At 70.5% G+C, this 23832-nt stretch carries 19 protein-coding genes; 13 read left to right on the top strand and 6 right to left on the bottom strand.

Annotation, left to right across the window (positions count from 1 at the left end; all coding sequences use genetic code 11):
• The first annotated feature begins 479 nt into the window (after window positions 1–479).
• The 6 genes from OKJ99_RS37300 to OKJ99_RS37275 all read left to right on the top strand — a co-directional run bounded on the left by OKJ99_RS37300 (window position 480) and on the right by OKJ99_RS37275 (window position 9595).
• A complete protein-coding gene (locus OKJ99_RS37300) occupies window positions 480–2408 on the top strand; it encodes a glycogen debranching N-terminal domain-containing protein (RefSeq protein WP_407700839.1) in 1929 nt (642 codons plus the stop codon).
• Window positions 2409–2514: 106 nt separating this feature from the next.
• Window positions 2515–3276 (top strand): NUDIX hydrolase, encoded by a 762-nt coding sequence (locus tag OKJ99_RS37295; RefSeq protein ID WP_326022817.1) that lies wholly within the window; start codon window positions 2515–2517, stop codon window positions 3274–3276.
• A gap of 224 nt (window positions 3277–3500) precedes the next feature.
• Window positions 3501–5546, top strand: a complete 2046-nt coding sequence (locus OKJ99_RS37290) for an ABC transporter ATP-binding protein (protein ID WP_326022816.1) — start codon at window positions 3501–3503, stop codon at window positions 5544–5546.
• A 163-nt stretch (window positions 5547–5709) separates the two neighbouring features.
• Window positions 5710–6594: a FadR/GntR family transcriptional regulator gene (locus OKJ99_RS37285; protein WP_326022815.1), complete on the top strand. Its 885-nt coding sequence runs from the start codon at window positions 5710–5712 to the stop codon at window positions 6592–6594.
• 455 nt (window positions 6595–7049) lie between these two features.
• Window positions 7050–8600, top strand: a complete 1551-nt coding sequence (locus OKJ99_RS37280) for an RNA polymerase sigma factor (RefSeq protein ID WP_326022813.1) — start codon at window positions 7050–7052, stop codon at window positions 8598–8600.
• Window positions 8601–8761: 161 nt separating this feature from the next.
• Complete coding sequence (locus OKJ99_RS37275; protein ID WP_326022811.1) at window positions 8762–9595, top strand: S1 family serine peptidase; 834 nt, start codon at window positions 8762–8764, stop codon at window positions 9593–9595.
• A 102-nt stretch (window positions 9596–9697) separates the two neighbouring features.
• On the opposite strand, the gene OKJ99_RS37270 is transcribed toward OKJ99_RS37275, so the two are convergent.
• On the bottom strand, window positions 9698–9928 hold the full coding sequence (locus OKJ99_RS37270) for a DUF7455 domain-containing protein (protein ID WP_266714963.1): 231 nt from the start codon (window positions 9926–9928) through the stop codon (window positions 9698–9700).
• Window positions 9929–10368: 440 nt separating this feature from the next.
• Here OKJ99_RS37270 and OKJ99_RS37265 point away from each other — a divergent pair, with 440 nt between their 5' ends.
• The 6 genes from OKJ99_RS37265 to OKJ99_RS37240 all read left to right on the top strand — a co-directional run bounded on the left by OKJ99_RS37265 (window position 10369) and on the right by OKJ99_RS37240 (window position 17262).
• Window positions 10369–12492 carry a DNA gyrase/topoisomerase IV subunit B gene (locus OKJ99_RS37265; RefSeq protein ID WP_326022809.1) on the top strand — a complete coding sequence of 708 codons (2124 nt, stop codon included), beginning with the start codon at window positions 10369–10371 and terminating at the stop codon, window positions 12490–12492.
• 183 nt (window positions 12493–12675) lie between these two features.
• A complete protein-coding gene (locus OKJ99_RS37260; protein WP_326022807.1) occupies window positions 12676–13182 on the top strand; it encodes a DUF1453 domain-containing protein in 507 nt (168 codons plus the stop codon).
• The gene (locus OKJ99_RS37255; RefSeq protein WP_326022806.1) at window positions 13179–14336 is read left to right on the top strand and encodes a sensor histidine kinase; all 1158 of its coding nucleotides are present in this window, start codon (window positions 13179–13181) and stop codon (window positions 14334–14336) included. Before OKJ99_RS37260 ends, OKJ99_RS37255 begins: the two co-directional genes overlap by 4 nt.
• A complete protein-coding gene (locus OKJ99_RS37250) occupies window positions 14333–15028 on the top strand; it encodes a response regulator transcription factor (RefSeq protein ID WP_326022804.1) in 696 nt (231 codons plus the stop codon). Before OKJ99_RS37255 ends, OKJ99_RS37250 begins: the two co-directional genes overlap by 4 nt.
• Before the next feature lie 93 nt (window positions 15029–15121).
• Entirely contained in the window at window positions 15122–15655 is a 534-nt protein-coding gene (locus OKJ99_RS37245) for a DUF485 domain-containing protein (RefSeq protein WP_326022803.1), read from the top strand.
• On the top strand, window positions 15652–17262 hold the full coding sequence (locus tag OKJ99_RS37240) for a solute symporter family protein (RefSeq protein ID WP_326022802.1): 1611 nt from the start codon (window positions 15652–15654) through the stop codon (window positions 17260–17262). The genes OKJ99_RS37245 and OKJ99_RS37240 overlap by 4 nt, the downstream gene beginning before the upstream one ends.
• Window positions 17263–17283: 21 nt before the next feature.
• Here the strand turns inward: OKJ99_RS37240 and OKJ99_RS37235 are convergent, their stop codons facing one another.
• From OKJ99_RS37235 to OKJ99_RS37220, 4 genes are all read right to left on the bottom strand, one after another.
• Window positions 17284–17961, bottom strand: a complete 678-nt coding sequence (locus tag OKJ99_RS37235) for a response regulator (RefSeq protein WP_326022801.1) — start codon at window positions 17959–17961, stop codon at window positions 17284–17286.
• On the bottom strand, window positions 17958–19610 hold the full coding sequence (locus OKJ99_RS37230; protein WP_326022799.1) for a sensor histidine kinase: 1653 nt from the start codon (window positions 19608–19610) through the stop codon (window positions 17958–17960). Before OKJ99_RS37230 ends, OKJ99_RS37235 begins: the two co-directional genes overlap by 4 nt.
• Window positions 19611–19696: 86 nt before the next feature.
• On the bottom strand, window positions 19697–20668 hold the full coding sequence (locus tag OKJ99_RS37225; RefSeq protein ID WP_326022798.1) for a sucrase ferredoxin: 972 nt from the start codon (window positions 20666–20668) through the stop codon (window positions 19697–19699).
• A gap of 27 nt (window positions 20669–20695) precedes the next feature.
• Entirely contained in the window at window positions 20696–21964 is a 1269-nt protein-coding gene (locus OKJ99_RS37220; RefSeq protein WP_326022797.1) for a citrate synthase family protein, read from the bottom strand.
• A 97-nt stretch (window positions 21965–22061) separates the two neighbouring features.
• Between OKJ99_RS37220 and OKJ99_RS37215 the strand changes: the two genes are divergently transcribed.
• Window positions 22062–23234 (top strand): citrate synthase/methylcitrate synthase, encoded by a 1173-nt coding sequence (locus OKJ99_RS37215; RefSeq protein WP_326022796.1) that lies wholly within the window; start codon window positions 22062–22064, stop codon window positions 23232–23234.
• A 310-nt stretch (window positions 23235–23544) separates the two neighbouring features.
• Here the strand turns inward: OKJ99_RS37215 and OKJ99_RS37210 are convergent, their stop codons facing one another.
• On the bottom strand, window positions 23545–23781 hold the full coding sequence (locus OKJ99_RS37210) for a hypothetical protein (protein WP_326022795.1): 237 nt from the start codon (window positions 23779–23781) through the stop codon (window positions 23545–23547).
• Window positions 23782–23832: the final 51 nt, after the last annotated feature.

Here is a 23832-nt window from a genome sequence, read left to right as displayed (position 1 = left end):
CGTGCACCCCGGCGGCCGACGGAGCCCCGCCGCCCCAGGCGCCGGCGGATCGGGGGCGACGGGTGAGGGCCGGCTGCCGCTCGGGTCCGCTTTCGCGCTGCGTGGCCCTGTGGCGTTACTTGGAGTGGGCGCGCCCCGTTCATCTGGGTGAGCGGTGGCGGCTGCCGGGTCGCGCCGCCGAGGTGCAGGTCAGGCCGGCGTCCTGTCGTACCCGCAGGGGGAGGGGAGCGAAGATGATGTCCAACGCTTCGCCGCAGTACGCGCCTACGGTGCGTGACGATGGTGCGCCCCGTGACCCTCTGGCGGTCCGTGAGGTGCCGGGGGCGCCGGCCCCGCATCTCGCCCCCGGTGCTGTGCCGCCCGAGCCTGCGCAAGGACGGCCACGTACACCGCCGGGCCACCCCGGCCTCCAGGCGCTTTCGACGGGGCTGGCCCGTGCGCTGTCGCGGAGCACGGAACTGGCGCCGGTTCATCAGGCGTTGATCTGTGTCGACCTGCCCGGCCTCGCGATCTCTTCTCGTCATGGCCAGCTGACGGGGCAAGGGCTTGAAGGCTTCTACCACCGGGGCAGACGCCTGCTGTCGCGCTGCCAGATTCGAGTGGCGGGGCGTGAACCGCTCGCCGTGCAGGCGCGCATGATCTCCGCCGACCGGGCCTGCTTCACGGCGACGCTGCGGGTGGCCTCGGACGCCGGACCCGATCCGGACGTCGTCGTCGAGCGGATCCGGCACGCGGAGGGCACGGAGGACATCACGCTGCACAGTTCCGCGCGACGGACGCTACGACTGCCGCTCGAAGTGGCGCTGGGCACCGACTTCGCCGATCTCGGCGCCGTGGCGGCCGGGAGCGGCGGGCGTGAACTGCCCGCCATGGTCCATGACTCCGGACTGCGCTGGTCGTCACCAACGGGCGGCGGGCCGACCGTTCTGGTCACGGTGACGCCTCCGCCGATGGACGCCCTGGCATCGGCCGGCCTGCTGCGCTGGGAGTTCGAGCTTCCGCCGGGCGGCAGCCACACGGTGCGGCTGCGGGTACGGGCGACCGGCGAGGGCGTCGACAGGGCGGCGGGGCGCAGCGCGATCCGGCCGTTCGCCCCGGCCACGGCGCAGGGAGATGACCCGCGAGTGGGCCCGCTGCTGCGCACCGGCACCGCCGACCTGCAGGCGCTCCTGGTGCGTGATCCCACGCATCCGTCGGACGTCTGCGCGGCCGCGGGCGCTCCGTGGCGCTGCGGTCCGGCCCCCGCCGAGGCGCTGGCGGCCGCCCGGATGGCCTTGCCGCTGGGGACCGGCCTCGCCCTCGGCACCCTACGAGCCCTGGCCCGTACGCAATTGCGGGAGCCCGGAGCGGCGTTCGGGAAGCTACCGGGCCCGCGGCGGCAGGCGGGTGGGCAACTGCCGCCCAGTTGCACAGGGATCGAGGCCACCCTCCTGTTCCCGGTTCTGCTCGCCGAGGCCAGACGTTGGGGTCTGGGCGAGTCCGAGGTGGCGGGGTTGCTGCCGACCGCCGAGCGCTGTCTGCAGTGGCTGCGGACCACCGCCCGCGAAGGCCCCTACATCCCGGACCCCGGTCCGGGCGGCCCTCAGCGGTGCGAGACCCAGGCACATGCCCACCGGGCCGCCCTCCTCGGCGCCGATCTCTTGGATGCCCATGACAGACCAGGTGGCGGTGAACTGCGCCAGTGGGCCGAGGGACTGCGGCGGCGTTTCCAGGAGGACTTCTGGGTCGAGGATCGCGGTGGAGGTCGACCGGCGGCCGCGCGCACGGCGGACGGGCGGCGGTCGGCACACCTGGGCAGCGGCGCCGCTCATCTTCTGGACACCGGATTGCTCGGCGCGGGCGCGTGTGCGCCGGGCCTGCTGGACAAGGTGCAGACCGAGCACCTCGCGAGACTGTTCGGCGGGCCGGGGCTCGACTCCGGGTGGGGGCTCAGAAGTCTGGGGGTGAAGGAGGCGTCGTACAACCCGTTCGGGCACCGCTCGGGAGCGGTGCGGGTGCACGAGACCGCTGTCGCGGCCGCGGGATTGTCCGCCGCCGGGTACGAGAAGGAGGCGGCGTCCCTGATCAGAGGCGTCCTCGACGCGGCCGACGCGTTCGACTGCAGGCTGCCCGAGATGTACGCGGGGCTGCAGCGGGTCGAGGGAGGCATTCCGCTGCCCCACCCCGCGGCGTGCCGACCCGCTGCCGTGTCGGCCGCGGCCGGAGTGCACCTCCTGGCCACCCTCGCGGGCATCCGCCCCGACGTACCGGCTCGGACGGTGACGCTGTCGCCGATGCGAAGTGCCCCGCTGGGCGAGATCGGGCTGACCGGGCTGCGGGTCGCCGGGCAGGCGTTCTCTGTACGCGTCAGCAGGCTCGGCCTCGCCATGGTGGAGGAGGCCGCGGACGAACTGCAGTTGGGGGTGTGACGGGCGCGGACCGGCCGGGCCGGCACCACTGCGCATCGCCCGATACGGGGCGGAGCAGCGGAGCGAAAGGAGTGTTTATCGTCAGGCAGACGACTATGATCGCTCCATGTCGCCCTACGACCCGTCGGCCTTTCCGCCCTTTGCAGTCACCGTCGATCTGGTCGTGCTGACCGTGCGCCGCCACGCACTGTGTGCGCTGGCGGTACGCCGTGGTGAACCGCCGTTTCAAGGACGGTGGGCCTTGCCCGGCGGGTTCGTACGGGACGAGGAGGACCTGACGGCGGCGGCCGCGCGCGAGCTGATCGAGGAGACGGGGTTGTGCGCCCACGACCCGCTGGCACCTGTGCGGGACAACGGCGCACATCTGGAGCAGTTGGCCACATACGGCGACCCGAAGAGGGATCCCCGGATGCGCGTGGTCAGCGTCGCCCACCTCGCGCTCGCCCCTGACCTGCCCGCGCCGCGTCCCGGTGGCGACGCGCACAGCGCGCGGTGGGCCCCGGTGGAGGCGCTGCTGAAGCACGGCGGTTACGGGCGCGAGGACGAGCAGGCCGCACCGTTGGCCTTCGACCATGCGCAGATCCTGGCGGACGGTGTGGAGCGGGCGCGCTCCAAGATCGAGTACTCCTCGCTCGCGACGGCGTTCTGCCCGCCCGAGTTCACCGTCGGCGAGCTGCGCCGCGTCTATGAAGCCGTGTGGGGCGTCGCCCTCGACCCGCGCAACTTCCACCGCAAGGTGACGGGAACCCCGGGATTCCTGGTGCCGACCGGCGGCACCACCACCCGCCAGGGCGGTCGGCCGGCCCAGCTCTTCCGGGCCGGTGGCGCCACGCTCCTCAACCCGCCGATGCTGCGACCGGAAGCCTGATCGATTCGCCGGTGAGGGAGCCGCTCACGCGCGGTGCGGGCAGCGCCCGGTGGGTCACGGCGACACCGGATGAGGTCCGGAATCGAGGGCACTCACGTAAGCGCGATGCCCGAAAAGTGCTAAATATCGCGTTATCTTGCTGAAGTACCCGAGGGGTTTGCCCGTCGCCCTGCCGGCGGGTGGGTCCCGGCCGCCGAGCGGTCGCCCATCCTGCGAGAGAAGCGATGATCCAGGCCACCGGACTGACGAGTAACGCACGCAAGGGGAGCCCGCCAGCGGTCGACGACGTGTCCTTCGACGCGCGCGCCGGCCGTGTCACCGCCCTGCTCGGCGCACGGCGGTCGGGCAAGACGACAGCTGTACGCCTGATGCTCGAACTCCAACAAGGCCGAGGCGTCACCTACTTCAGAGGCCGCCCGCTGCACCGCATCGCTCATCCCGCGCGGGAAGTCGGCGTACTGCTCGGTGACGTGCCGGGACACCCGGCCCGAACCGTCCGGGGGCACCTGCGCATGCTCTGCTCCGCGGCCGGCGTATCGGTGCGACGCGCGGACGACGTGCTTGAGGTGGTGGGTCTGGTGAGCCTGCGAGAGGAACGCCTGGGCACTCTGTCGCGCGGCATGGACCGACGACTCGGCCTGGCCTGCGCGCTGCTCGCCGATCCGCACACGCTGGTGCTCGACGATCCCGTGGCCGGCCTCTCCGTCCGGGAGAGCAGGTGGCTGCACGGCATCCTGAGGGCGTATGCCGCACTCGGTGGCACGGTCCTTTTCACCACCGACGACGCCAAGGAGGCGGCCCGGGTCGCCGACCGCGTCGTCACGCTCGACGCGGGCAAGGTGGTGGCGGACCAGGATGTCGCCGACTTCGCCCGGACCCGGCTGCGGCCCAGGGTCGCGGTCCGCAGCCCGCACGCCGCGAGGTTCGGCGTCCTCCTGGCGAAGGAGGCGCGCACGGCCAAGCGGTCGGTCGAAGTGGTCACGGAGGACGGCAGTCGGCTGTCGGTGTACGGCAGCACCTGCGCGGACGTGGGCGACATCGCGTTCCGGCACGGCATCCTCGTGCACCAACTCGCCGACGAGATCGGCGACGCGGGCCCTTCGGCAGCGGCACCTCTCGTCGCCGAAGGCCGGGCGGACAGCGGCGGTGGCGGCGCCGATGCGGGCACCGACGCTCACCCCGGGACCGGCACTCAGCCCGGCACCGGCACCGGCACTCAGCCAGGCACAGGCACTGGCACCGACACTCAGCCCGGCACCGGCACCGGCACCGGCACCGGCACCGGCGCCGAGACCGGCATCGGTGCCGACGGCCGCGCGCAGGCCACACCCCTCAACGCCCTTACTCCCACCAGTACGTTCGTGCCACTCGCCGATGCGGCCTCGCCCCCGGCGGCGCAGCGCCGGTCTGCCGCGAACGGCCGTGCGCCTGAGGCCGCATCCGCACGCGAGACGTCTGCCGCTCTGCCGACGCTGCCCCCACCGATCACCGTGCGCACCGCCCGTGGCCCGCTGCGCCCGGTGCGCTACGAACTGCGTCGCGCGACCGGAATCGCCACCGGCCATGTCACCGTCGCCCTCGTACTCGCCGTCTCCGCGCTCCTTTCCGTGCTGCTCGCCCGTGCCGGACACACGCCGCAGCCACGTCTGATCGCCGCATGGCCGCAGATGCTTCCCCTACCGCCCGCTGCCCTGGGGGCAGGGCTGCTCGGCGCCCTCTCCTTCGGCGAGGAATTCCGCCACCCCGCACTCGCCGCCGACCGCGGGACCGTCCCCCGCCGCCTGGGGCTTCTCGCCGCGAAGCTGCTCGTCGGCGCGGCTGCCGCCCTTCTCCTGGGCATTCTCACCATCGCCAGTGACGCTGTGCTGCTGTACCTCGTATACGGATCGGAGCTCACGCAAGTTCCCGCCGAGTGGCCCGCCCTGACCGCGAGTTGGCTCGCTCTGGTCGTCGGCTGCGCCTGGGCGGGTGTTCTCGCGTCCGGTCTGTTCCGGTCCACGGCGGCTGGGCTGGCCGCCGTGGTGGCTGTGCCGATCATCATCGTGCCGTTCGTACAGAAGGCCTTGGAGGGACCATCTGTGCGAACGGCGGCGGGACTTCCGGGACGCGTACGTGATCTTGCCCTGGTGGACTGGCCGTTCGGGATCGAGCGTTTCGCCGCTGCCGGAATGCGGATGATCACTCAACCTGTGGGCGGTGCACTCATGTTGTCGCTGAGTGCTCTGCTCTGCGCATATCTGCTCACGGCGCTGCGTACTCGGGTGCGGTGACGACCGGCCGACGTCTTCCGGCACCTCGCTGAGCGCAACTCCCCGTGGAACGCCCATTTCTTTCCGATAAGGCGTCAAGTGCAGCGAGGAGGGAGATCACCCTTTCGTGTGCTTTTCACCAAAGACCTCAAGGGAGTTGGAGGCGGCGCCGACAACAAATTCCGTGAGTACCCTTGCGCACACCATGATGACCGCCGCCCGCTCCGCCGACTCAGGCCTCGCAGGACCGGGCGAACTCGACCGCTACCCCTATGTGGAGCCGACTGCCGATCGCGTCGGCAGCCCCGCCTGGGAGAGCCCGGACCCGGATCTCGGCCGGGTGGGCCGACGTGCCGGGGGCAGCCGGGGGCGCGGTCTGCACGGCCAACTCGTCCAGCAGCTCGGTCAGATGATCGTCTCCGGCGACCTCGGCGCCGACCGCCCACTGGTTCCGGAGGAGATCGGCCAGCGATTCGAGGTGTCCCGCACCGTCGTCCGCGAATCCCTGCGCGTACTGGAGGCCAAGGGCCTGGTCAGTGCCCGGCCGAACGTCGGCACGCGCGTGCGGCCCGTCAGCGACTGGAACCTGTTGGACCCGGACATCATCGAATGGCGCGCCTTCGGGCCGCAGCGCGACGACCAGCGGCGCGAGCTGAGTGAGCTGCGGTGGACGATCGAGCCGCTCGCCGCGCGGCTCGCCGCGGGTCACGGCAGGGAGGACGTGCAGCAGCGCCTGGTCGACATGGTGGAGATCATGCGGCACGCGCTGGGTCAGGGAGACTCGATCACGTTCTCCCGGGCCGATGCGGAGTTCCACTCGCTGCTCATCCAGCTCGCGGGCAACAGGATGCTCGAGCACCTCTCCGGCATCGTGTCCGCCGCGCTGCACGTCTCCGGCGGCCCGGCCATCGGCTGCGACCGGCCGAACGAGTCGGTCGTCGCGCACCATGCGCGCATCGTCGACGCGCTCGCCGCGGGCGATCGTGCGGGCGCCGAGGCAGCCATGCGGCAGGTGCTCACCATCCACCCCGAGGTGGAGCGCGTGGTGCCGGCTCCTCGCGAGCACTGACCGCGCCAGGGGCACGGCAGGGCGAGGGAGGGCGAACGATGTGTCGTCGGACGGTACCGCATGTGCGACGTGGACGCGGAGCATGTGCAGGAGGGCGCCGTCCGGCGACTCGAGGCGTAGGCGGAAGGTTCGTTCTCCTGTAGGGGGTCCGTTCTTCGAGGTCGTTATGAGCCCGGGCGAGTTCAGTCGCATGGACTGTTCTGTCCGTATCAGTCAGTCTTTGACCGATAACGCGGTGTGACTCGGGCCACGCAGATTGGGCGTAACGCTCCTCGGGGTAGCGCGATGACCTAAGAGGTGACAGCCGAGGAGGGAATACAGCAGCCGCTTGTGGCGCTGTCCATCTCCCAGGCTCCTGCCCGCGCCGTCGGCCCATCCCCAAGCCGGCGGTCGTCGGCTCCGGTCCATACAGGACGGGGCCGGAAGCCGTTTTCCAACGTTCCGAGAGGTTGTTCGTGTCGGCCAGCACATCCCGTACGCTCCCGCCGGAGATCGCCGAATCCGTCTCTGTCATGGCGCTCATTGAGCGGGGAAAGGCTGATGGCCAGATCGCCGGCGACGACGTGCGCCGTGCGTTCGAAGCCGACCAGATTCCGGCCACTCAGTGGAAGAACGTTCTGCGCAGCCTCAACCAGATCCTCGAGGAAGAGGGTGTGACGCTGATGGTCAGTGCCGCTGAGCCCAAGCGTCCCCGAAAGAGCAGCGTCGCAGCCAAGAGTCCGGTCAAGCGCACCGCGACCAGGACCGTCGCGGCCAAGACGGTCACCGCCAAGACGGTCGCCGCCACCGCCACTCCCGAGCCGCCGGCCGTCGAGGCCGTCGACGAGGAGGCCGAGCCGGCCAAGAAGGCCGTGGCGAAGAAGGCGCCTGCCAAGAAGGCCGCTGCCAAGAAGACGGTCGCCAAGAAGGCCACCGCGAAGAAGACCGCCGCCAAGAAGGATGACGACCTTCTTGAGGACGAGGCGACCGAGGAGGCCACCCCCGCCGCCGGTAAGACCGGTGAGGGCGAGCCTGCCGAGGAGAAGGAGGGCCAGGGCTTCGTCCTGTCCGACGACGACGAGGACGACGCGCCGGCCCAGCAGGTCGCCGCCGCCGGCGCCACCGCCGACCCGGTCAAGGACTACCTGAAGCAGATCGGCAAGGTCCCGCTGCTCAACGCGGAGCAGGAGGTCGAGCTCGCCAAGCGCATCGAGGCCGGCCTGTTCGCCGAGGACAAGCTGGCCAACGCCGACAAGCTCGCCCCCAAGCTCAAGCGTGAGCTGGAGATCATCGCCGAGGACGGCCGCCGCGCCAAGAACCACCTCCTGGAGGCCAACCTCCGCCTGGTGGTCTCCCTGGCCAAGCGCTACACCGGCCGCGGCATGCTCTTCCTGGACCTCATCCAGGAAGGCAACCTCGGTCTGATCCGCGCGGTCGAGAAGTTCGACTACACCAAGGGCTACAAGTTCTCGACGTACGCCACCTGGTGGATTCGTCAGGCGATCACCCGCGCCATGGCCGACCAGGCCCGCACCATCCGTATCCCGGTGCACATGGTCGAGGTCATCAACAAGCTCGCGCGCGTGCAGCGCCAGATGCTCCAGGACCTGGGCCGCGAGCCCACCCCGGAGGAGCTGGCCAAGGAACTCGACATGACCCCCGAGAAGGTCATCGAGGTCCAGAAGTACGGCCGTGAGCCCATCTCCCTGCACACCCCGCTGGGCGAGGACGGCGACAGCGAGTTCGGTGACCTCATCGAGGACTCCGAGGCCGTCGTCCCGGCCGACGCCGTCAGCTTCACGCTCCTCCAGGAGCAGCTGCACTCCGTGCTCGACACGCTGTCGGAGCGCGAGGCGGGCGTCGTCTCCATGCGCTTCGGTCTCACCGACGGTCAGCCGAAGACCCTCGACGAGATCGGCAAGGTCTACGGCGTGACGCGTGAGCGCATCCGCCAGATCGAGTCCAAGACGATGTCGAAGCTGCGTCACCCGTCGCGCTCGCAGGTCCTGCGCGACTACCTCGACTAGTCACAGGCGCTGTACGGCCCTCAGAAGGCCCGGGACTTCCCCGTTCGCGGGCAAGTGCCGGGCCTTCGTCGTAGGCGCTTGTGGGCGGATCCTCGCAGTGCGCGGCGTGTCGCACTGAATGACTCTGGGTGGGCCGTTGCAACCCTGAGTGAGGAGACCGTATGCGTCGCTCTTTCGCGAGAGTGCTGACCGCTCCACTGGCCGTGCTGGCCGCGGCTGCGGTGCTGCCGTTGGCTTCCCCCCAGCCCGCGGCCGCCGACGAGGGGATCGTCGGAGGCCATCAGGTCGACGCCGCCAAGAGTCCCTGGGTGGTGGCGCTCGCGAGTCGTGACCGATTCGGCGGTACCCGTGCGGGGCAGTTCTGCGGGGGAGTGGTCGTCGGGCGGTCGACGGTCCTCACCGCGGCGCACTGCCTGGGCGAGGACGTGCTCGGGGTGCCGCGCGATCAGGTGCGGGACCTCAAGGCGATCGTCGGCCGCGGTGATCTCGACGCGTCCGACGGTGCCGAGGTGTCGGTGCGCAGTGAATGGATCAATCCGGCGTACGACGGCCGGACGAACGCCGGCGATGTGGCGGTCCTCACACTCCGCACACGGCTGCCCGAGGGATACGTGCTCCCGATGGCCGACGAGGGTGACCCGGCCTATCGGGCCGGAACCGGTGCGTCCGTCTACGGATGGGGTGACACGACGGGAGCGGGTGACTACGCGCGTACGTTGCATGCCGCGCGGGTGCGGGTGCTCGCCGATACCGAGTGCAAGCGGGCGTATCCGCCGGGCGGCACGGACGGGACGTACAAACCGTCGTCGATGCTCTGTGCGGGCGAGTCCGCCGGCGGCAAGGACGCCTGCCAGGGGGACAGCGGCGGTCCGCTGGTCGCCGGGGGCAAGCTGATCGGTCTCGTGTCGTGGGGGAGCGGGTGTGGGCGAGCGGGCAGCCCGGGCGTCTACGCGCGCGCCTCGGAGGCGCTGCGGGTGCTGCGGGAGCACGCCTGACGCGTCGTATGGATACGAGGACGGGCGGCCGCTCCTGGCGTCAGGAGCAGCCGCCCGATCACCGGCCTGGTGCCGGAGCTGGCTCGTCGTGTGTGCGAGGCGTCAGCGTTCCTCGGTCTCGGCGCTTGCCGGATCGGCGGTGAGCCGCTCCGTCTCGTCCTGTATTTCAGCGGCGATCTTCTTGAGTTCCGGCTCGAACTTGCGACCGTGGTGGGCGCAGAAGAGCAGTTCACCACCGCTGATCAGAACGACGCGCAGATATGCCTGGGCGCCGCAACGGTCACAGCGGTCAGCGGCCGTCAGGGGGGTCGCGGGGGTCAGAACAGTAGTCACGTCGCCTCTTCTCTAGCTCGACGAGCTGTCGTACCAGGGTCAACATCCAACCAGGCCGAAAACGTTCCCGCTCGCGGCTTTTCCTCGAAAAATTTCTCCGAGGCCGGCTGGCTGTCGCCGGGTGGCGGCGAATGTGCCGTATTGCGTCTCTAACGTCTTACGGGTTCGCGCGTTCCGTCAGGTCGGTCCTCCCCCGGCTGGTTGCCGGTTTGTTCATGAGGACGTGCCCGGAGCCTAAATGGTTCATGCCTGGAAGGGAACGTGATGTGGGCGTCACTCCATCGAGGGATCGAACATTCATGCGACCCTGGACTAGTCTGGGCTGAGGTGAGGGTGGCGTGACAAAGGCTCTACCAGGCCTCGGTACCCTCTGAACGGCGACCGACGCCGGCCCTCCCCCCATGAGGGCCCCATCTGAAATTCAGCGAGGAGCGAACCGCGTGACCGCCGATACGTCCGTGCCGTCCACAGCGCTGCTGACCGGAGCAGACCGGGACGGTTCCAACTACACCGCGCGGCACCTGCTCGTCCTTGAGGGGCTCGAAGCCGTACGCAAGCGCCCGGGCATGTACATCGGCTCGACCGACAGTCGTGGCCTGATGCACTGCCTCTGGGAGATCATCGACAACTCCGTCGACGAGGCCCTCGGGGGCTACTGCGACCGCATCGAGGTGATCCTTCACGACGACGCCTCCGTAGAGGTGCGGGACAACGGCCGCGGTATCCCCGTGGACGTCGAGCCCAAGACAGGCCTTTCCGGGGTCGAGGTCGTCATGACCAAGCTCCACGCGGGCGGCAAGTTCGGCGGTGGCTCGTACGCGGCCTCCGGCGGTCTGCACGGCGTGGGCGCCTCCGTGGTGAACGCGCTGTCGGCTCGCCTGGACGTCGAGGTGGACCGCGGCGGGCACACACACGCCATCAGCTTCCGGCGTGGCGTTCCCGGCGCCTTCGCCAAGCAGGGCCCGGACGCGTCGTTCGACCCCTCCGCGCGACTGAGCAAGGCCAAGAAGGTCCCGAAGGCGCGCCAGGGCACTCGCATCCGCTACTGGGCGGACCGCCAGATCTTCCTGAAGGACGCCAAGCTCTCCCTGGAGCACCTGCACCAGCGCGCGCGGCAGACCGCCTTCCTGGTGCCGGGCCTGACCATTGTCGTACGGGACGAGTTCGGTCTCGGCGAGGGCGGCAGCAAGGGCGAGGAGTCCTTCCGTTTCGACGGCGGCATCAGCGAGTTCTGCGAGTACCTGGCGCAGGACAAGGCGGTCTCTGACGTCCTCCGCCTCACGGGGCAGGGCACCTTCAAGGAGACCGTCCCCGTGCTCGACGAGCACGGCCACATGACGCCGACCGAGGTTCAGCGCGAGCTCGACGTGGACATCGCGCTGCGCTGGGGCACCGGCTATGACGCGGCCATCAAGTCGTTCGTGAACATCATCGCCACTCCCAAGGGCGGCACTCATGTGACGGGCTTCGAGCGCTCGCTCACGAAGACGATGAACGAGGTCATGCGCGCCCAGAAGGTGCTGCGCGTGGCCGAGGACGACATCGTCAAGGACGACGCCCTGGAAGGTCTCACGGCCGTCGTCACGGTGCGTCTGGCGGAGCCGCAGTTCGAGGGCCAGACCAAGGAGGTCCTCGGTACCTCGGCGGCCAACAGGATTGTCGCGAATGTCGTGGCCAAGGAACTCAAGGCGTTCCTGTCGTCCACGAAGCGCGACGCCAAGGCGCAGGCCCGCGCGGTGATGGAGAAGGCCGTCTCCGCGGCCCGTACGCGCATCGCCGCGCGCCAGCACAAGGACGCGCAGCGCCGCAAGACGGCCCTGGAGTCCTCGTCCCTCCCCGCCAAGCTCGCGGACTGCCGCAGCGGCGACGTGGAGCGCAGCGAGCTGTTCATCGTCGAGGGCGACTCCGCGCTCGGCACCGCCAAGCTCGCACGGAACTCCGAGTTCCAGGCCCTGCTGCCGATCCGCGGCAAGATCCTCAACGTTCAGAAGTCGTCCGTGACGGACATGCTGAAGAACGTGGAGTGCGGCGCCATCATCCAGGTCATAGGAGCCGGGTCCGGTCGGACCTTCGACCTCGACGCGGCGCGCTACGGCAAGATCATCCTGCTCGTCGACGCCGACGTCGACGGCGCGCACATCCGTACGTTGCTGCTGACACTGTTCCAGCGCTACATGCGGCCGATGATCGAGGCCGGGCGGGTCTTCGCCGCCGTGCCGCCCCTGCACCGCATCGAGCTGGTGCAGCCGAAGAAGGGCCAGGACAAGTACATCTACACGTACTCGGACCGAGAGCTGCGCGAGACGCTGCTCGAGCTCCAGCGCAAGGGTGTGCGGTACAAGGACTCGATCCAGCGGTACAAGGGTCTCGGTGAGATGGACGCCGACCAGCTCGCGGAGACCACGATGGACCCGCGCTATCGCACGCTGCGCCGGATCAACATCGGCGAGCTGGAGGCGGCCGAGCACGTCTTCGACCTGCTGATGGGCAACGACGTGGCGCCGCGCAAGGAGTTCATCAGCAGCTCCGCCTCGACCCTCGACCGGTCGCGCATCGACATGTAGCGACGAGGACGGGGACGCGGCGATCGTGCCCCGTCACGCAGGTCACCTCATGCGGCTCCACCCACGGGTGGAGCCGCATGGTCCACCCGCGATCCACCCCTGCTCCGATCCCCTGACCTGCTGATTTCCGTAGCGTCGAAGGCGTTGAACCACTTCGCTCCCGACCGCTCCACGGAGGCAGTCATGTCCGGGCTCCCCACCGTCTTGGTGATCGTCGCCGTTGTCGCGCTCGTCCTGGTGCGCCAGTTCAAGACGGAGCGCCTGTCCGGCGACCGGAAGTGGTGGCTCCTGCCCGCGATCCTCGCGGTCCTCGCCGTGAAGGACGGCGCGTTGACGGATCCCCACCATGTGACGGGCTCGGTCGTACTGCTCGCCGTTGAGGTGCTGGTGAGCGTGGGCATAGGCATCGGGTGGGCGTTCACGACCCGCGTCTGGACGGACGAGCGGGGCGACGTGTGGACCAAGGGCACGGTCGCGACGGCCGGGGCCTGGCTCGGCGGTGTCGCGGCCCGCGCGTCCGTGGCGGGCGTCGGTCTGGCGCTGGGCATCCACCTCGGCAGCTCCGGTCTGATGCTCGGCTTCGCCGTCTCGCTCCTCGTCCGCTCCGGCCTGCTGATGCTGCGGGCCGACCGGGAGCGCCCGGCGTACGTTGGTCCGGTCGCCCAGCCGGCGTGGGAGGACCGTAGGTGATCCGCGGAAACTGGACGGAATGGCCCTCCCGGGAGGCGCTCTCCCGCGAGGGCGTCACCCGCGCCCGTCGGATGCTGGCCCTTACGGTGCGGGTGGTCGTGCTCGTCGTCCTGGTGTGGACCGCCGTGACACAGCGGGACATCAGCGATCAGGCGCTGATCCTGGCCCCCGTGCTCCTGATCGCGTGCGTGGCGGCTGCCTGGGCCTTCTTCCGCACCACGCTCGACCATCGGCTGTGGCCCTCGCTCGGGCTGCTGGCGTTTCTGGTCGCGGTCGCCGTGCTGGCCCAGTGGGCCGGATTCATCGGGCCGGCCATCGTGTTGTGGTGCGGCTGCGCGGTCTCTGCGCTGGAGCGGCTGCCCCTGGCAGCCTCGGTGCCTGCCACCGCGGTGGCGCTCACGGGGTTCGCGGTGGTCAACGATGACGCCTGGCTGACCACCGCCGTCGTCGCCATCGGGCTCGGCCTCTCCGGATATGTGCTGCGCCTGGACGCAGAGGCGCGGGGGAACGCGCGGCGGGCTCTGGCGCAGGAGCGTGCCGCACGTGCCGCTGAGGCCGAGTCGGCGGCGCTCGCCGAGCGGTCGCGGATCGCGCGCGAGATCCACGACGTCCTCGCGCACAGCCTCTCCGCCCAACTCGTGCATCTGGAAGCGGCCCGGCTCCTCATCGAGCGCGGAGCGGACCGGGACCAGATCCTCGAGCGCGTCGTGGCGGCGCGCGGCATGGCCCGGGACGGACTCGACGAGACCCGGCACGCCCTGTCCGCGCTGCGGGGCGAGATGACACCGCTGGAGGACTTTCTGCGGGAGCTGGTCGCGTCCTCGGCCGGGGCGACGCTCACGGTGGGAGGCGGAAGTCGGCCGCTGCCCGTCGAGGCGTCCCAGACCGTGCGCAGAGTCGCGCAGGAGGCGCTGACGAACGTGCGCAAGCACGCGCCGGGCGCGAAGACGGACATCCGGCTGGAGTACGGGCCGGGCGAAGTGGCCCTGGAAGTACGGGATTCGGGGGCGTCCCGGCCTCACGAGGAGCTCACTGTCAGTGGCGGCGGTTACGGTCTGTTGGGGATGAAGGAGCGCGCCGAGTTGTTGGGCGGCACGCTCGAGGCGGGGCCGTACGAGGAGGGTTTCGTGGTCAAGTTGAAGGTTCCCGTATGAGCGGGGCCGAGGCGGGGGCGCGCGCGGGGAGGCCACCGGCCCGCGTGGTGGTGGTCGATGACCAGACGGTGGTGCGTGAAGGCATCGTGATGCTGCCCGGGATCGAGGTCGTGGGCGCCGGGGGAGACGGTCACGAGGCCGTCGCGCTCGTGGCCGAACTGTCCCCGGACGTCGTCCTGATGGACCTTCGTATGCCGCGCTGCGACGGAGCGGAGGCGACCAGACGGATCCGGCAGGAGTACCCGGGCACCCAGGTCGTCATCCTGACCACGTACGCCGACGACGAGTCGCTCTTCCCGGCCCTCAGAGCGGGAGCGCGCGGCTATCTCACGAAGGATGCCGACGGGGACGAGATCGTCCGGGCGGTGGAGGATGTGCTGTCCGGTGACGCGGGCCTCTCGCCGAAGATTCAGCGGCGGCTCCTGGAGAGACTGTCGCAGCCCGAGGCCACCGTGCCGGATCCGATAGAGCCACCCGACGGCCTGACCGCGCGGGAGGCCGAGGTCCTGGTGCTGATCGCCGACGGTCTGACGAACCAGGAGATCGCCCGGGCGCTGCATGTCTCCACCGCGACGGTGAAGACCCACATCAACAATCTGTTCGCTAAGACCGGGCTCAAGGACCGTGCCCAGGCCGTCCGTTATGCGTATCGACACGGACTCGCGAAGCCGCCGGGGACGTCCATCACCTAATGGGGTGAAGGGTCTGCGGAGAGCGTCCGGGATCTTCCCGGTCTGTCCATCCTTGGTCCGCGGCCGCAGTGGGCCGCGGACAAGGAGAGTTCGGTGGACAAGCACGACGGGCGCGCGACCGCGCGGCCCAGGGCCGTTGCCACGAGGGGCCGCGGCGATCCCTGGTACGACGAGCCGGACGCGGAATGGGGTGAGTGGCGCGGCCCGGGCGTGCAGTCGGCCGCGGTGCCTGCCCCGGCCGCGCCGTCCGAGCGGAGCGCGGCGGGGGTCTACCTGGAGGTGCAGCGCAGCCCGGCGTTTCAGGAGGTGCGCAGGCGCTACCGGCGGTTCGTCTTCCCTGCGGTCGCGCTCTTCTTCGCCTGGTACGTCGCGTACATCGTGGCCGCCACGACGGCGCCCGGCTTGATGGCCCAACCGGTCGCGGGCGCCGTGAACGTGGCGATGGTGGCGGGCCTCGGGCAGTTCGCGAGCACGTTCCTGCTGACGTGGCTGTATGCGCGCCACGCGCGGCTGCGTCGCGATCGCGCGGCGCTCGAACTGCGGTGGGACACGCAGGAGATGACGCGCGGCATCGTCGGGCACGCACGCGTGAACGATACTGCGCGCGGCGAGGGCGGCCAGCGGTGACCGGGACGCATCAGACCCTGGCGCTGGTCCTGTTCAGCGCGTTCGTTGCGGTCACGCTCGCCATCACGACCTGGGCGAGCCGCAAGCGACACGGTTCGGCAGAGGAGTTCTACGCGGGCGGCCGGCTGTTCTCGCCCATGGAGAACGGATTCGCCATCGCGGGTGACTACATGTCGGCCGCGTCCTTCCTCGGTATCTCCGGACTGATCGCACTGTTCGGCTACGACGGGCTGCTCTACTCGGTCGGCTTCCTCGTGGCCTGGCTCGTGGTCCTCTTCCTCGTGGCCGAACTGGTGCGCAACTGCGGCCGGTTCACGCTCGCCGACGTCGTCGCGGCCCGGATGCGGGAGCGGCCGGTGCGCATCGCCGCGGGAACTTCCTCGGTGACCGTGTCCGTTCTGTATCTGGTGGCGCAGATGGTGGGTGCGGGAAGCCTGGTCGCGCTGCTGCTGGGGGAGGCGAGTGGCGCCGCGCAGGCCTGGACCGTGGTCGGCGTGGGTGCGCTCATGGTCATCTATGTGTCGATGGGAGGGATGCGGGCCACCACGTGGATCCAGATCGTGAAGGCCGTCCTGCTCATGGGCGGGGCCATCACCCTGACGGTGCTCGTCCTGGCGCGCTTCCACGGTGACTTCGACCAGCTGCTGCGCACCGCCGCCGCACGCAGCGGGCACGGCTCGGACTTCCTCGTGCCCGGTCTGAAGTACGGGGGAAGCTGGACCGCTCGCTTCGACTTCATCAGCCTGGGCCTCGCGCTCGTGCTCGGCACGGCGGGCCTTCCGCACATCCTGTCGCGCTTCTACACCGTGCCGACCGCGCGGGCCGCGCGCCGCTCGGTCGTGTGGTCCATCGGGCTCATCGGCAGTTTCTACCTGATGACGATCGTGCTCGGGTTCGGTGCCGCGGCCCTCGTGGGCCCCGATGCCGTACGGGGCTCGAACGCCGCGGGGAACACGGCGGTTCCGCTGCTCGCCCTCGACCTGGGCGGCGGCGCGGACTCCACCGGGGGCACGGTGCTGTTCGCGATCGTCGCCGCGGTCGCCTTCGCCACCATCCTCGCCGTCGTCGCCGGGATCACGCTGGCATCCTCGGCCTCCGTGGCGCACGACCTGTACGCCTCACTCCGTAGAGGCGGACCTGACGGAAAGCGCGGTGGCAGGCAGTGGAGCGAGGTCGCGGTCGCGCGGGTCGCCGCGGCCGGTGTCGGCGTGCTCGCGATCGGGCTCGGGCTGGTGGCGCGGGACCTGAATGTGGCGTTCCTGGTCGGGCTCGCGTTCGCGGTCGCCGCGTCGGCCAATCTGCCGGTGCTGCTCTACTCGCTGTTCTGGCGCGGGTTTACCACGCGGGGCGCCGTGTGGTCGGTGTACGGCGGCCTGGTGCCCGCGCTGGTGCTCGTGGTGCTGTCCCCGGTGCTCTCCGGGAGCCCCACATCGCTGTTCCCCGGCGTGGACTTCCAGTACTTCCCGCTGGAGAACCCCGGGCTCGTCTCGATCCCGCTCGGCTTCCTCGCGGGCTGGCTGGGCACCGTGACCTCCCCCGAGGAGCCGGACGAGGCCAAGCACGCGGAGACCGAGGTACGGGCGCTGACGGGCGCAGGGGCGGTCTGACACGCCCCTGCGGGAGTCGAGTCAGCGGCTGGCGGCCCACTCGTAGCGGTGCTCGGGCCGCCCGGTGTCGCCGTACTTGAGGCTCAGCCTTACCCGCCCGGTGCGCTCCAGGAGCTTGAGGTAGCGCTGGGCGGTCTGCCTGCTGAGCCCGGTGGCGTCGGCCAACTCCTGTGCCGAGAGCGGGCCTTCGGCGGTCATCATCGCCCGGCGGACGTGCTCGGCGGTGGTGGGTGAGTGCCCCTTGGGCAGCTCGGGCGCGGGTCCGGCGGAGAGCGCGCCGAAGATTTGGTCGACCTCCGCCTGCTCCGCCTCGCCGCCGCCGTCGAGGGTGCGTCGCAGCGCCGCGTACGCCTCCAACTTGCCCCGCAGGCCCGCGAACGAGAACGGCTTGACCAAGTACTGCAGCGCCCCGTGGCGCATCGCGGCTTGTACGGTCCCCACGTCGCGCGCCGCGGTCACCATGATCACGTCGATCTGGTGGCCGCGTTCGCGCACCGTCCGGGCGAGCGCCAGGCCCGTCCGGTCCGGCAGATAGTGGTCGAGCAGCACCAGATCGACGTGGAGCTCCTCGATCCGGTCGAGTGCCTCCGCGGCACTGTGCGCGGTCGCCGCGACACGGAAGCCGGGAACCTTCGCCACATAGGCGGCATTCACGTCGGCCACACGGATGTCGTCGTCCACGACCAGTACGTCGATCATCGGGCCTCCTCGGTCACGTCCGGCACGTCCGGCACGTCCAGGGTGAGGGCCTCCGGCAGGACGACGACGAATTCGGCGCCTCCGAGGGGCGACCGGGTCACCTCGGCCGTGCCGCCCTGTCGCTCGGAGAACCTGCGGACCAGGGCGAGCCCGATGCCGCGCTTGCCGTGGGCCGGTGGCTCCTTGGTGGACCAGCCTTCCACGAAGACGGTCTCCCGCTGGTCGGCGGGGACGCCAGGACCCGAATCGCGTACCCGTAGGACGGCGCTACGGCCTTCGGCCCGCAGCACCACCTCCACGCGCGCGTGCTGCCCCGAACCGGCGGCCGCGTCCAGGGCGTTGTCGACCAGGTTGCCGACGATCGTGACGAGGCCGCGCGGATCGACGAGGCGGTCCGGCAGCCAGGTGTCCCCGGAGATCCCGAACGCGACACCGCGCTCCGCGGCCACGGTCGCCTTGCCCACCATCAGGGCCGAGAGCAAGGGGTCCTCGATCCGCTCGGTGATCTGCTCCGCGGTCACCCGGCGCGTCCCCGCCACCTCGCCGACGAAGTCCACGGCCTCCTCGTACATCTCCAGCTCCAGAAGACCCAACAACGTATGCATGCGGTTCGCGTGTTCATGGTCCTGCGCGCGCAGGGCGTCGATCAGGCCGCGCGTGGAGTCGAGTTCGCGGCCCAGCTGCTCCAGCTCGGTGCGGTCGCGCAGGGTGGCGACCGCGCCCCCGTCGTCGGTGGGCATCCGGTTCGCGACCAGGACGCGCTGTCCGCGGACGGTGAGCAGGTCGGTCCCGGAGACCTGGCCCGTGAGCACATCCGTCGTACGCCCCGCGCCGAGCGCCTCGTCCAGTGGCTGTCCGATCACCTTCGGGTCCACGCCGAGCAGCCGCTGCGCCTCGTCGTTGAGCAGGCGTATCCGCCCGCCGCGGTCCAATGCCACGACGCCCTCGCGAATGCCGTGCAGCATGGCCTCGCGCTCGGCAAGGAGCGCCGAGATGTCCGAGAAGGCCAGGTCACGGGTCTGCCGCTGGACCCGCCGCGAGATCAGATACGCGGCGAGCGCCCCGACGGCCAGGGCCCCTCCCGCGTACGCGAACAGGCCCGGGATGGCGTGGATGAGGCGCGCGCGGACGCTGTCGTACTCGATGCCGACCGAGACGGCTCCGACGATGGCCCCGTCCGCGGCCCTCAGGGGGACTTTGCCGCGCGCGGAGCGGCCGAGCGTCCCCTCGTCGATCTCCATGACCGCGCGGCCCGCCAGCGCCGTGCTGGGGTCCGTCGACACGACGTGTCCGATCCGGCCGCGATCGGTGTGCGACCAGCGGACGCCCTCCCGGTTCATGATCACGACGTACTCGGCGCCGCTGGCCCGGCGGATCCGCTCCGCCGCTGCCTGCACAGGACCGTCAGGACTCGGTCGCGAGGAACGCAGCTCCTCGGCGATCCGGGGCTCCGCCGCCGTGGTCTGCGCGATGGCCAGGGCCCTGCGCATGGCCTGGTCGTCGAGCTGGTCGCTCAGCGGCGCGAGGAAGAGCCCCGTGGCGAGCACCGCCACTCCCGCGGCGATCGCCACCTGCATCAGCAGCACTTGGGCGAACACCCGTTTGGGGAGGCCGAAGCGCAGCCGGCGGGCAGGGGGAGTCGAGCTCATGGCTCAGAACGGTACGGGCCCGTCGGCCCTGGTCGAAGGCCTTGTGGCGCGGATCTCCCCGCCGCTTCCGACCGGGAGCGCCCCGGTCAGCCGCGCAGGGCGGAAGCCTCACGCACAGCGACGACATCCATACGGGCCGGCGATCCGAGCGCGGCGCCACAGCTCTCCGGCCGGGGCGGGAGCGAGGCACCGCGGGCGACCACGACCGTCCAGCGGCGGCCGTCCATGTGGGCGATGGTCACGTCCCAGTACGCGTTGTACGCGTGCGCATCAACAGGTGGATCGGTTGGTCGATCCACCGATGTCGTGTGTACGACGCTCAGGACACCGGCACGGTACTCGGCGGTCGTCCGGCGCACGGCGAGCTCGGCGGCCTGCCCTGGACGGTCCCAGGCGGAACTGCCGCGGCAGCCATGGAGCACGATCCGGTCCGAGCGCACCGCATGAAGGACCTCCTTGACGTCGGCGGCCGAGGACCTTCCGTACGCGTAGCCGTAGGGCAGCACAAGGAGAGTGGGGGAGAAGCGGTGGCCTCCCAGGTGCGTGATTTCCCAGACACCCTCACCTCCGGAACCCTCGCCTCCGGAGGAGGAGAGGGCAGAGGCCAGTGGCCGTCCCAGAAGCGCGCAGCATCGGTCGCGCTTCCCGTTCGTGCAGACGAAGGCGAGGGGCTCGCCTTCGTAGGGTGCGCCGAAGCCGCCGTGCCGACCCGATCCCAAGGCGGCGAAGTCGAGCCGCAGCAGCTCTTCAGGAGCCGCGACTGTGGTGCTGCGCAGCCAGGTGTTCCCCGGCACTGTGTGGGCCACGTACACCCGGTGGCGCTGTGAGGCATGGTGGTCCGCGTGCCGGCCCGGACGGCGGATGAGGGCGACGCGCACCCCCGTGCCGTCTGCCGCCGCCTCCACAGCGCGGCCCACCTCGGGGTCGAGGTGGCTGGAGACCAGGGCCTTCGCGCCCCACGGCCCCGGCTGCTCGATCAGCAGCCAGGTGCGTGCGGTGGCCGCCGACCCGGCCAGAGGCTCCTCAAGATCCCGCGAGGCGGTCGTGCACGTATTCACAGCGGCGACCCTAACCCGCCCGCCCGGTCACTCCGCCGCGGAAGCCGATGGCAGGGGCTGCGGCGGGCGCAGGCCTACGTAGTGTCCCGTCGGACGCATACGGAGAGGACGTTCGCCGTACTCCTCCAAGGCGTGCGCGATCCAGCCCGCCGTGCGCGCGACGGCGAAGAGCGTCTCGCCTGCTTCCGCCGGCATCCCGAACGAGGCGGTGAAGACGGCGAGGGCCAGGTCCACATTGGCGTGCAGGTCTGTGTGGCGCGCGGTCGTCGCCACGACGTCGCGGGCCGCCATCAGCGCGGGTTGCGCCCTGGGCAGATCCTCCAGCGCCGCGAACAGCGCCTGTGCGCGTGGGTCCTCGCCCTGGTAGAGGCGGTGGCCGAGCCCGGGTACGCGGCGGCCGGACCGCAGTTCGTCGGCGACCACGGCGCCCGCGCTGCCCCGGTCGAGGACGTCCAGCAGCATCCGGTGGGCCAGACCGCTCGCGGCCCCGTGCAACGGCCCCTCCAGGACGCCCAGGCCCGCCGAGACGGCGGCGTAGGTGTGCGCACGCGCGGACGCGGCGACGCGCACCGCGAGTGTCGAGGCCGCGAGGTCGTGATCGACCAGCAGGGCAAGGGCCATGTCCAGGACACGCAGTGACGCCTCGTCGGGCTCCCAGTAGGTCAGCCGCCCCCACAGGCGCTGGGCGATCGGCGCGCCGTCCACGTACGTCGTCCGTACGAGGGGCAGCGCGGCCGCGAGCGTGGGGATGAGGGTCCGGGCGGCGCCGAGCACGGAGTCCTCGGACAGGTCGTAGCGCAACGGGTCCGCTGTCGCCGCGGCGACAGCCGCCACCCTCAACCGGTCGATGGGGCTGCTGAGTTCGGGCAGGGCGGCCATGGCCTTGCGGGCCGCGGAGAGGGACTCCTTGGGGGCGGTGAACCGGGTGCCGGGGCGCAGCCTGCCCGTCCACAGCCACTCCGCGACCTCCTCGTACGAGTGGCGGGACGCGAGCTGTACCGCGTCGACCCCTCGGAAGAAGTACCGGTCGTCGTCGATGAGGGTGAGCCGCGTGCGCACCGACAGCTCGCCCGAGCCTGAACCGGCCGTGGTCTCCCGCCTGTTGCGGCGGGCGAGCGCTTCGACCTCGGAGGCGTCGAAGGTGCTGCCGCGCGTGCTCTCCCCGCGCCTGCTGGTGAGCTGCCCGCGGCTCACGTAGGCGTACACCGTCTCGGGCTTCACGCCGAGCAGTTCGGCGGTTTCCTTGGTGGTCAGGCGGCGGGCCCGCTGCGTCGGTGCAGGTTCTTGATCCCTCATGCGTGTCACCGTATCCGGGTCACCATGCATTGATTCAATCAATATTGACAGTTATCGAGTCAAGCATGGACAGTCAAATCAAGTCCAGGGAGGAAACATGCCGATCAACGGGAGTGCGGCCGCCACGGCCGTCGACGTACCGCGCGGGCTCGCCGGTGTCGTCGTCACCGACACCGAACTTGGGGACGTTAGGGGGCGCGAGGGCTTCTACCACTACCGCCAGTACTCCGCCGTCGAGCTCGCGGAGACCCGCAGCTTCGAGGACGTGTGGCACTTGATGCTCCATGGCGAGCTGCCCGACGCCGAGCGGTCGGCGGCCTTCGCGCGTGAGACCGCCGGGCAGCGTGGGTTGCCTGAGGATGTACGGGCCGCGCTGCCGGCGATCGCCCGGGCCGGTGCGGTCTCGGGGCCGCTCGCCGGGCTGCGTACGGCGCTCTCGCTTTTCGGTGCTTCCCGGGGCTTTCGGCCCGTGTATGACATCGACCCGGCCCGGCGCCGCGCGGATGCCGTGGCGGCGACGGCCGTGGTCCCCACGATGCTCACCGCGCTGCATCGGCTCGGTGAGGGGCTCGAACCCGTGGAGCCGCGCGGGGACCTCTCGTACGCGGCCAACTACCTGTACATGTTGACGGGTTCTGAGCCGCACCCCACGCATGCACGAGCCATCGAGCAATACCTGATCTCAACCATTGATCACGGATTCAATGCATCAACGTTCACGGGTCGTGTCATCGCGTCGACCGGAGCCGATGTCGCGGCCTCCCTGGTCGGGGCGGTCGGAGCGCTGTCCGGGCCGCTGCACGGCGGGGCGCCCAGCCGTGCGCTCGACACGCTGGACGCGATCGGCACGCCGGATCGCATCGACTCCTGGATTCGGGAGCGGGTGCTCGCGGGTGAGCGGATCATGGGCTTCGGCCACCCCGTCTACCGCACGGAGGATCCGCGCTCGCGCATGCTGCGTGGAATCGCGGAGCGGTTCGGCGGCCCGTTGGTTGAGTTCGCGGTCCAGGTCGAGAGCCAGGTGGAGGCGATCCTCGCGGAGCTGAAGCCGGGCCGTGAACTGCACACGAACGTGGAGTTCTACGCGGGCGTGGTCATGGAGCTGTGCGGACTGCCGCGCACCATGTTCACGCCGACGTTCGCGGCGGCCCGGGTCGTCGGCTGGAGCGCCAACATCCTTGAACAGTCGGAGGATTCGAAGATCATCCGCCCGGCGGCGCGATATGTGGGAGTCGAGCCGCCGGTGGCGGTGCCGACCGCCGCGGCCTGACGGCATGGACGGAGCCCGACAGGTGGCTGCTGTCGGGCCCCGAGTGCTGATGTGGTGCGTGGGCCTCTGTCATGCGTCAGGCGCTTGGCCGTTGGGCGGACGGCCGTCAGGGTTCGACGCTGAGGTGCGGCCGCCGTTGGCTGAGCGTCTGCGGCGCTTTGCGTCCAACGCGACGATGAGCGCCGCGACGCCGGCGGCGAAGCCGCCCACGGCCGTCAGGGTTTCGTTGACATCGGACAAAGCCATGGCTATCGGGGGCACTGTGAACCTCGACATCCGGGAGCACGGGGTGTCGACAGGGCGGCAGCCATCAGATGTCCGGAATGTCTTCCTTGGCGCGCACCAGCGTCTCCCGGTTCACGATGACAATGCGCTCATAGTCGGCGACCCCGGCGTCCGAGGGGAGTTCACTCCGGAGCTCCGCGGTGGCCTCCGTGCCGATCACGGCGAAGTTCCCATCGCTGAGTTCGAAGACATCGGGGCAAGTGGCGCCGGAGGCACTGCCGCGGGCGCTGGGGGGTACTCCGATGCGGCGTACGATCTTCACGGGAACCGGTTCCTTCTTGAGGAGTGACGTGACGCCGTCACAGTAGTGCGC

Source organism: Streptomyces endophyticus, assembly GCF_035798155.1.
GTDB classification, from domain to species: Bacteria; Actinomycetota; Actinomycetes; order Streptomycetales; family Streptomycetaceae; genus Streptomyces; species Streptomyces endophyticus.
Note: the sequence above shows the minus strand (reverse complement) of the source record. Positions and strands in the feature narration are given on the sequence as shown.

What these genes read in the sequence shown, in the direction of transcription:
- OKJ99_RS37295 (WP_326022817.1), top strand. Translation starts at nt 2,515, where the DNA reads ATGTCGCCCTACGACCCGTCGGCCTTTCCGCCCTTTGCAGTCACCGTC.
- OKJ99_RS37290 (WP_326022816.1), top strand. Translation starts at nt 3,501, where the DNA reads ATGATCCAGGCCACCGGACTGACGAGTAACGCACGCAAGGGGAGCCCG.
- OKJ99_RS37275 (WP_326022811.1), top strand. Translation starts at nt 8,762, where the DNA reads ATGCGTCGCTCTTTCGCGAGAGTGCTGACCGCTCCACTGGCCGTGCTG.
- OKJ99_RS37260 (WP_326022807.1), top strand. Translation starts at nt 12,676, where the DNA reads ATGTCCGGGCTCCCCACCGTCTTGGTGATCGTCGCCGTTGTCGCGCTC.
- OKJ99_RS37250 (WP_326022804.1), top strand. Translation starts at nt 14,333, where the DNA reads ATGAGCGGGGCCGAGGCGGGGGCGCGCGCGGGGAGGCCACCGGCCCGC.
- OKJ99_RS37235 (WP_326022801.1), bottom strand. Translation starts at nt 17,961, where the DNA reads ATGATCGACGTACTGGTCGTGGACGACGACATCCGTGTGGCCGACGTG.
- OKJ99_RS37230 (WP_326022799.1), bottom strand. Translation starts at nt 19,610, where the DNA reads ATGAGCTCGACTCCCCCTGCCCGCCGGCTGCGCTTCGGCCTCCCCAAA.
- OKJ99_RS37220 (WP_326022797.1), bottom strand. Translation starts at nt 21,964, where the DNA reads ATGAGGGATCAAGAACCTGCACCGACGCAGCGGGCCCGCCGCCTGACC.
- OKJ99_RS37215 (WP_326022796.1), top strand. Translation starts at nt 22,062, where the DNA reads ATGCCGATCAACGGGAGTGCGGCCGCCACGGCCGTCGACGTACCGCGC.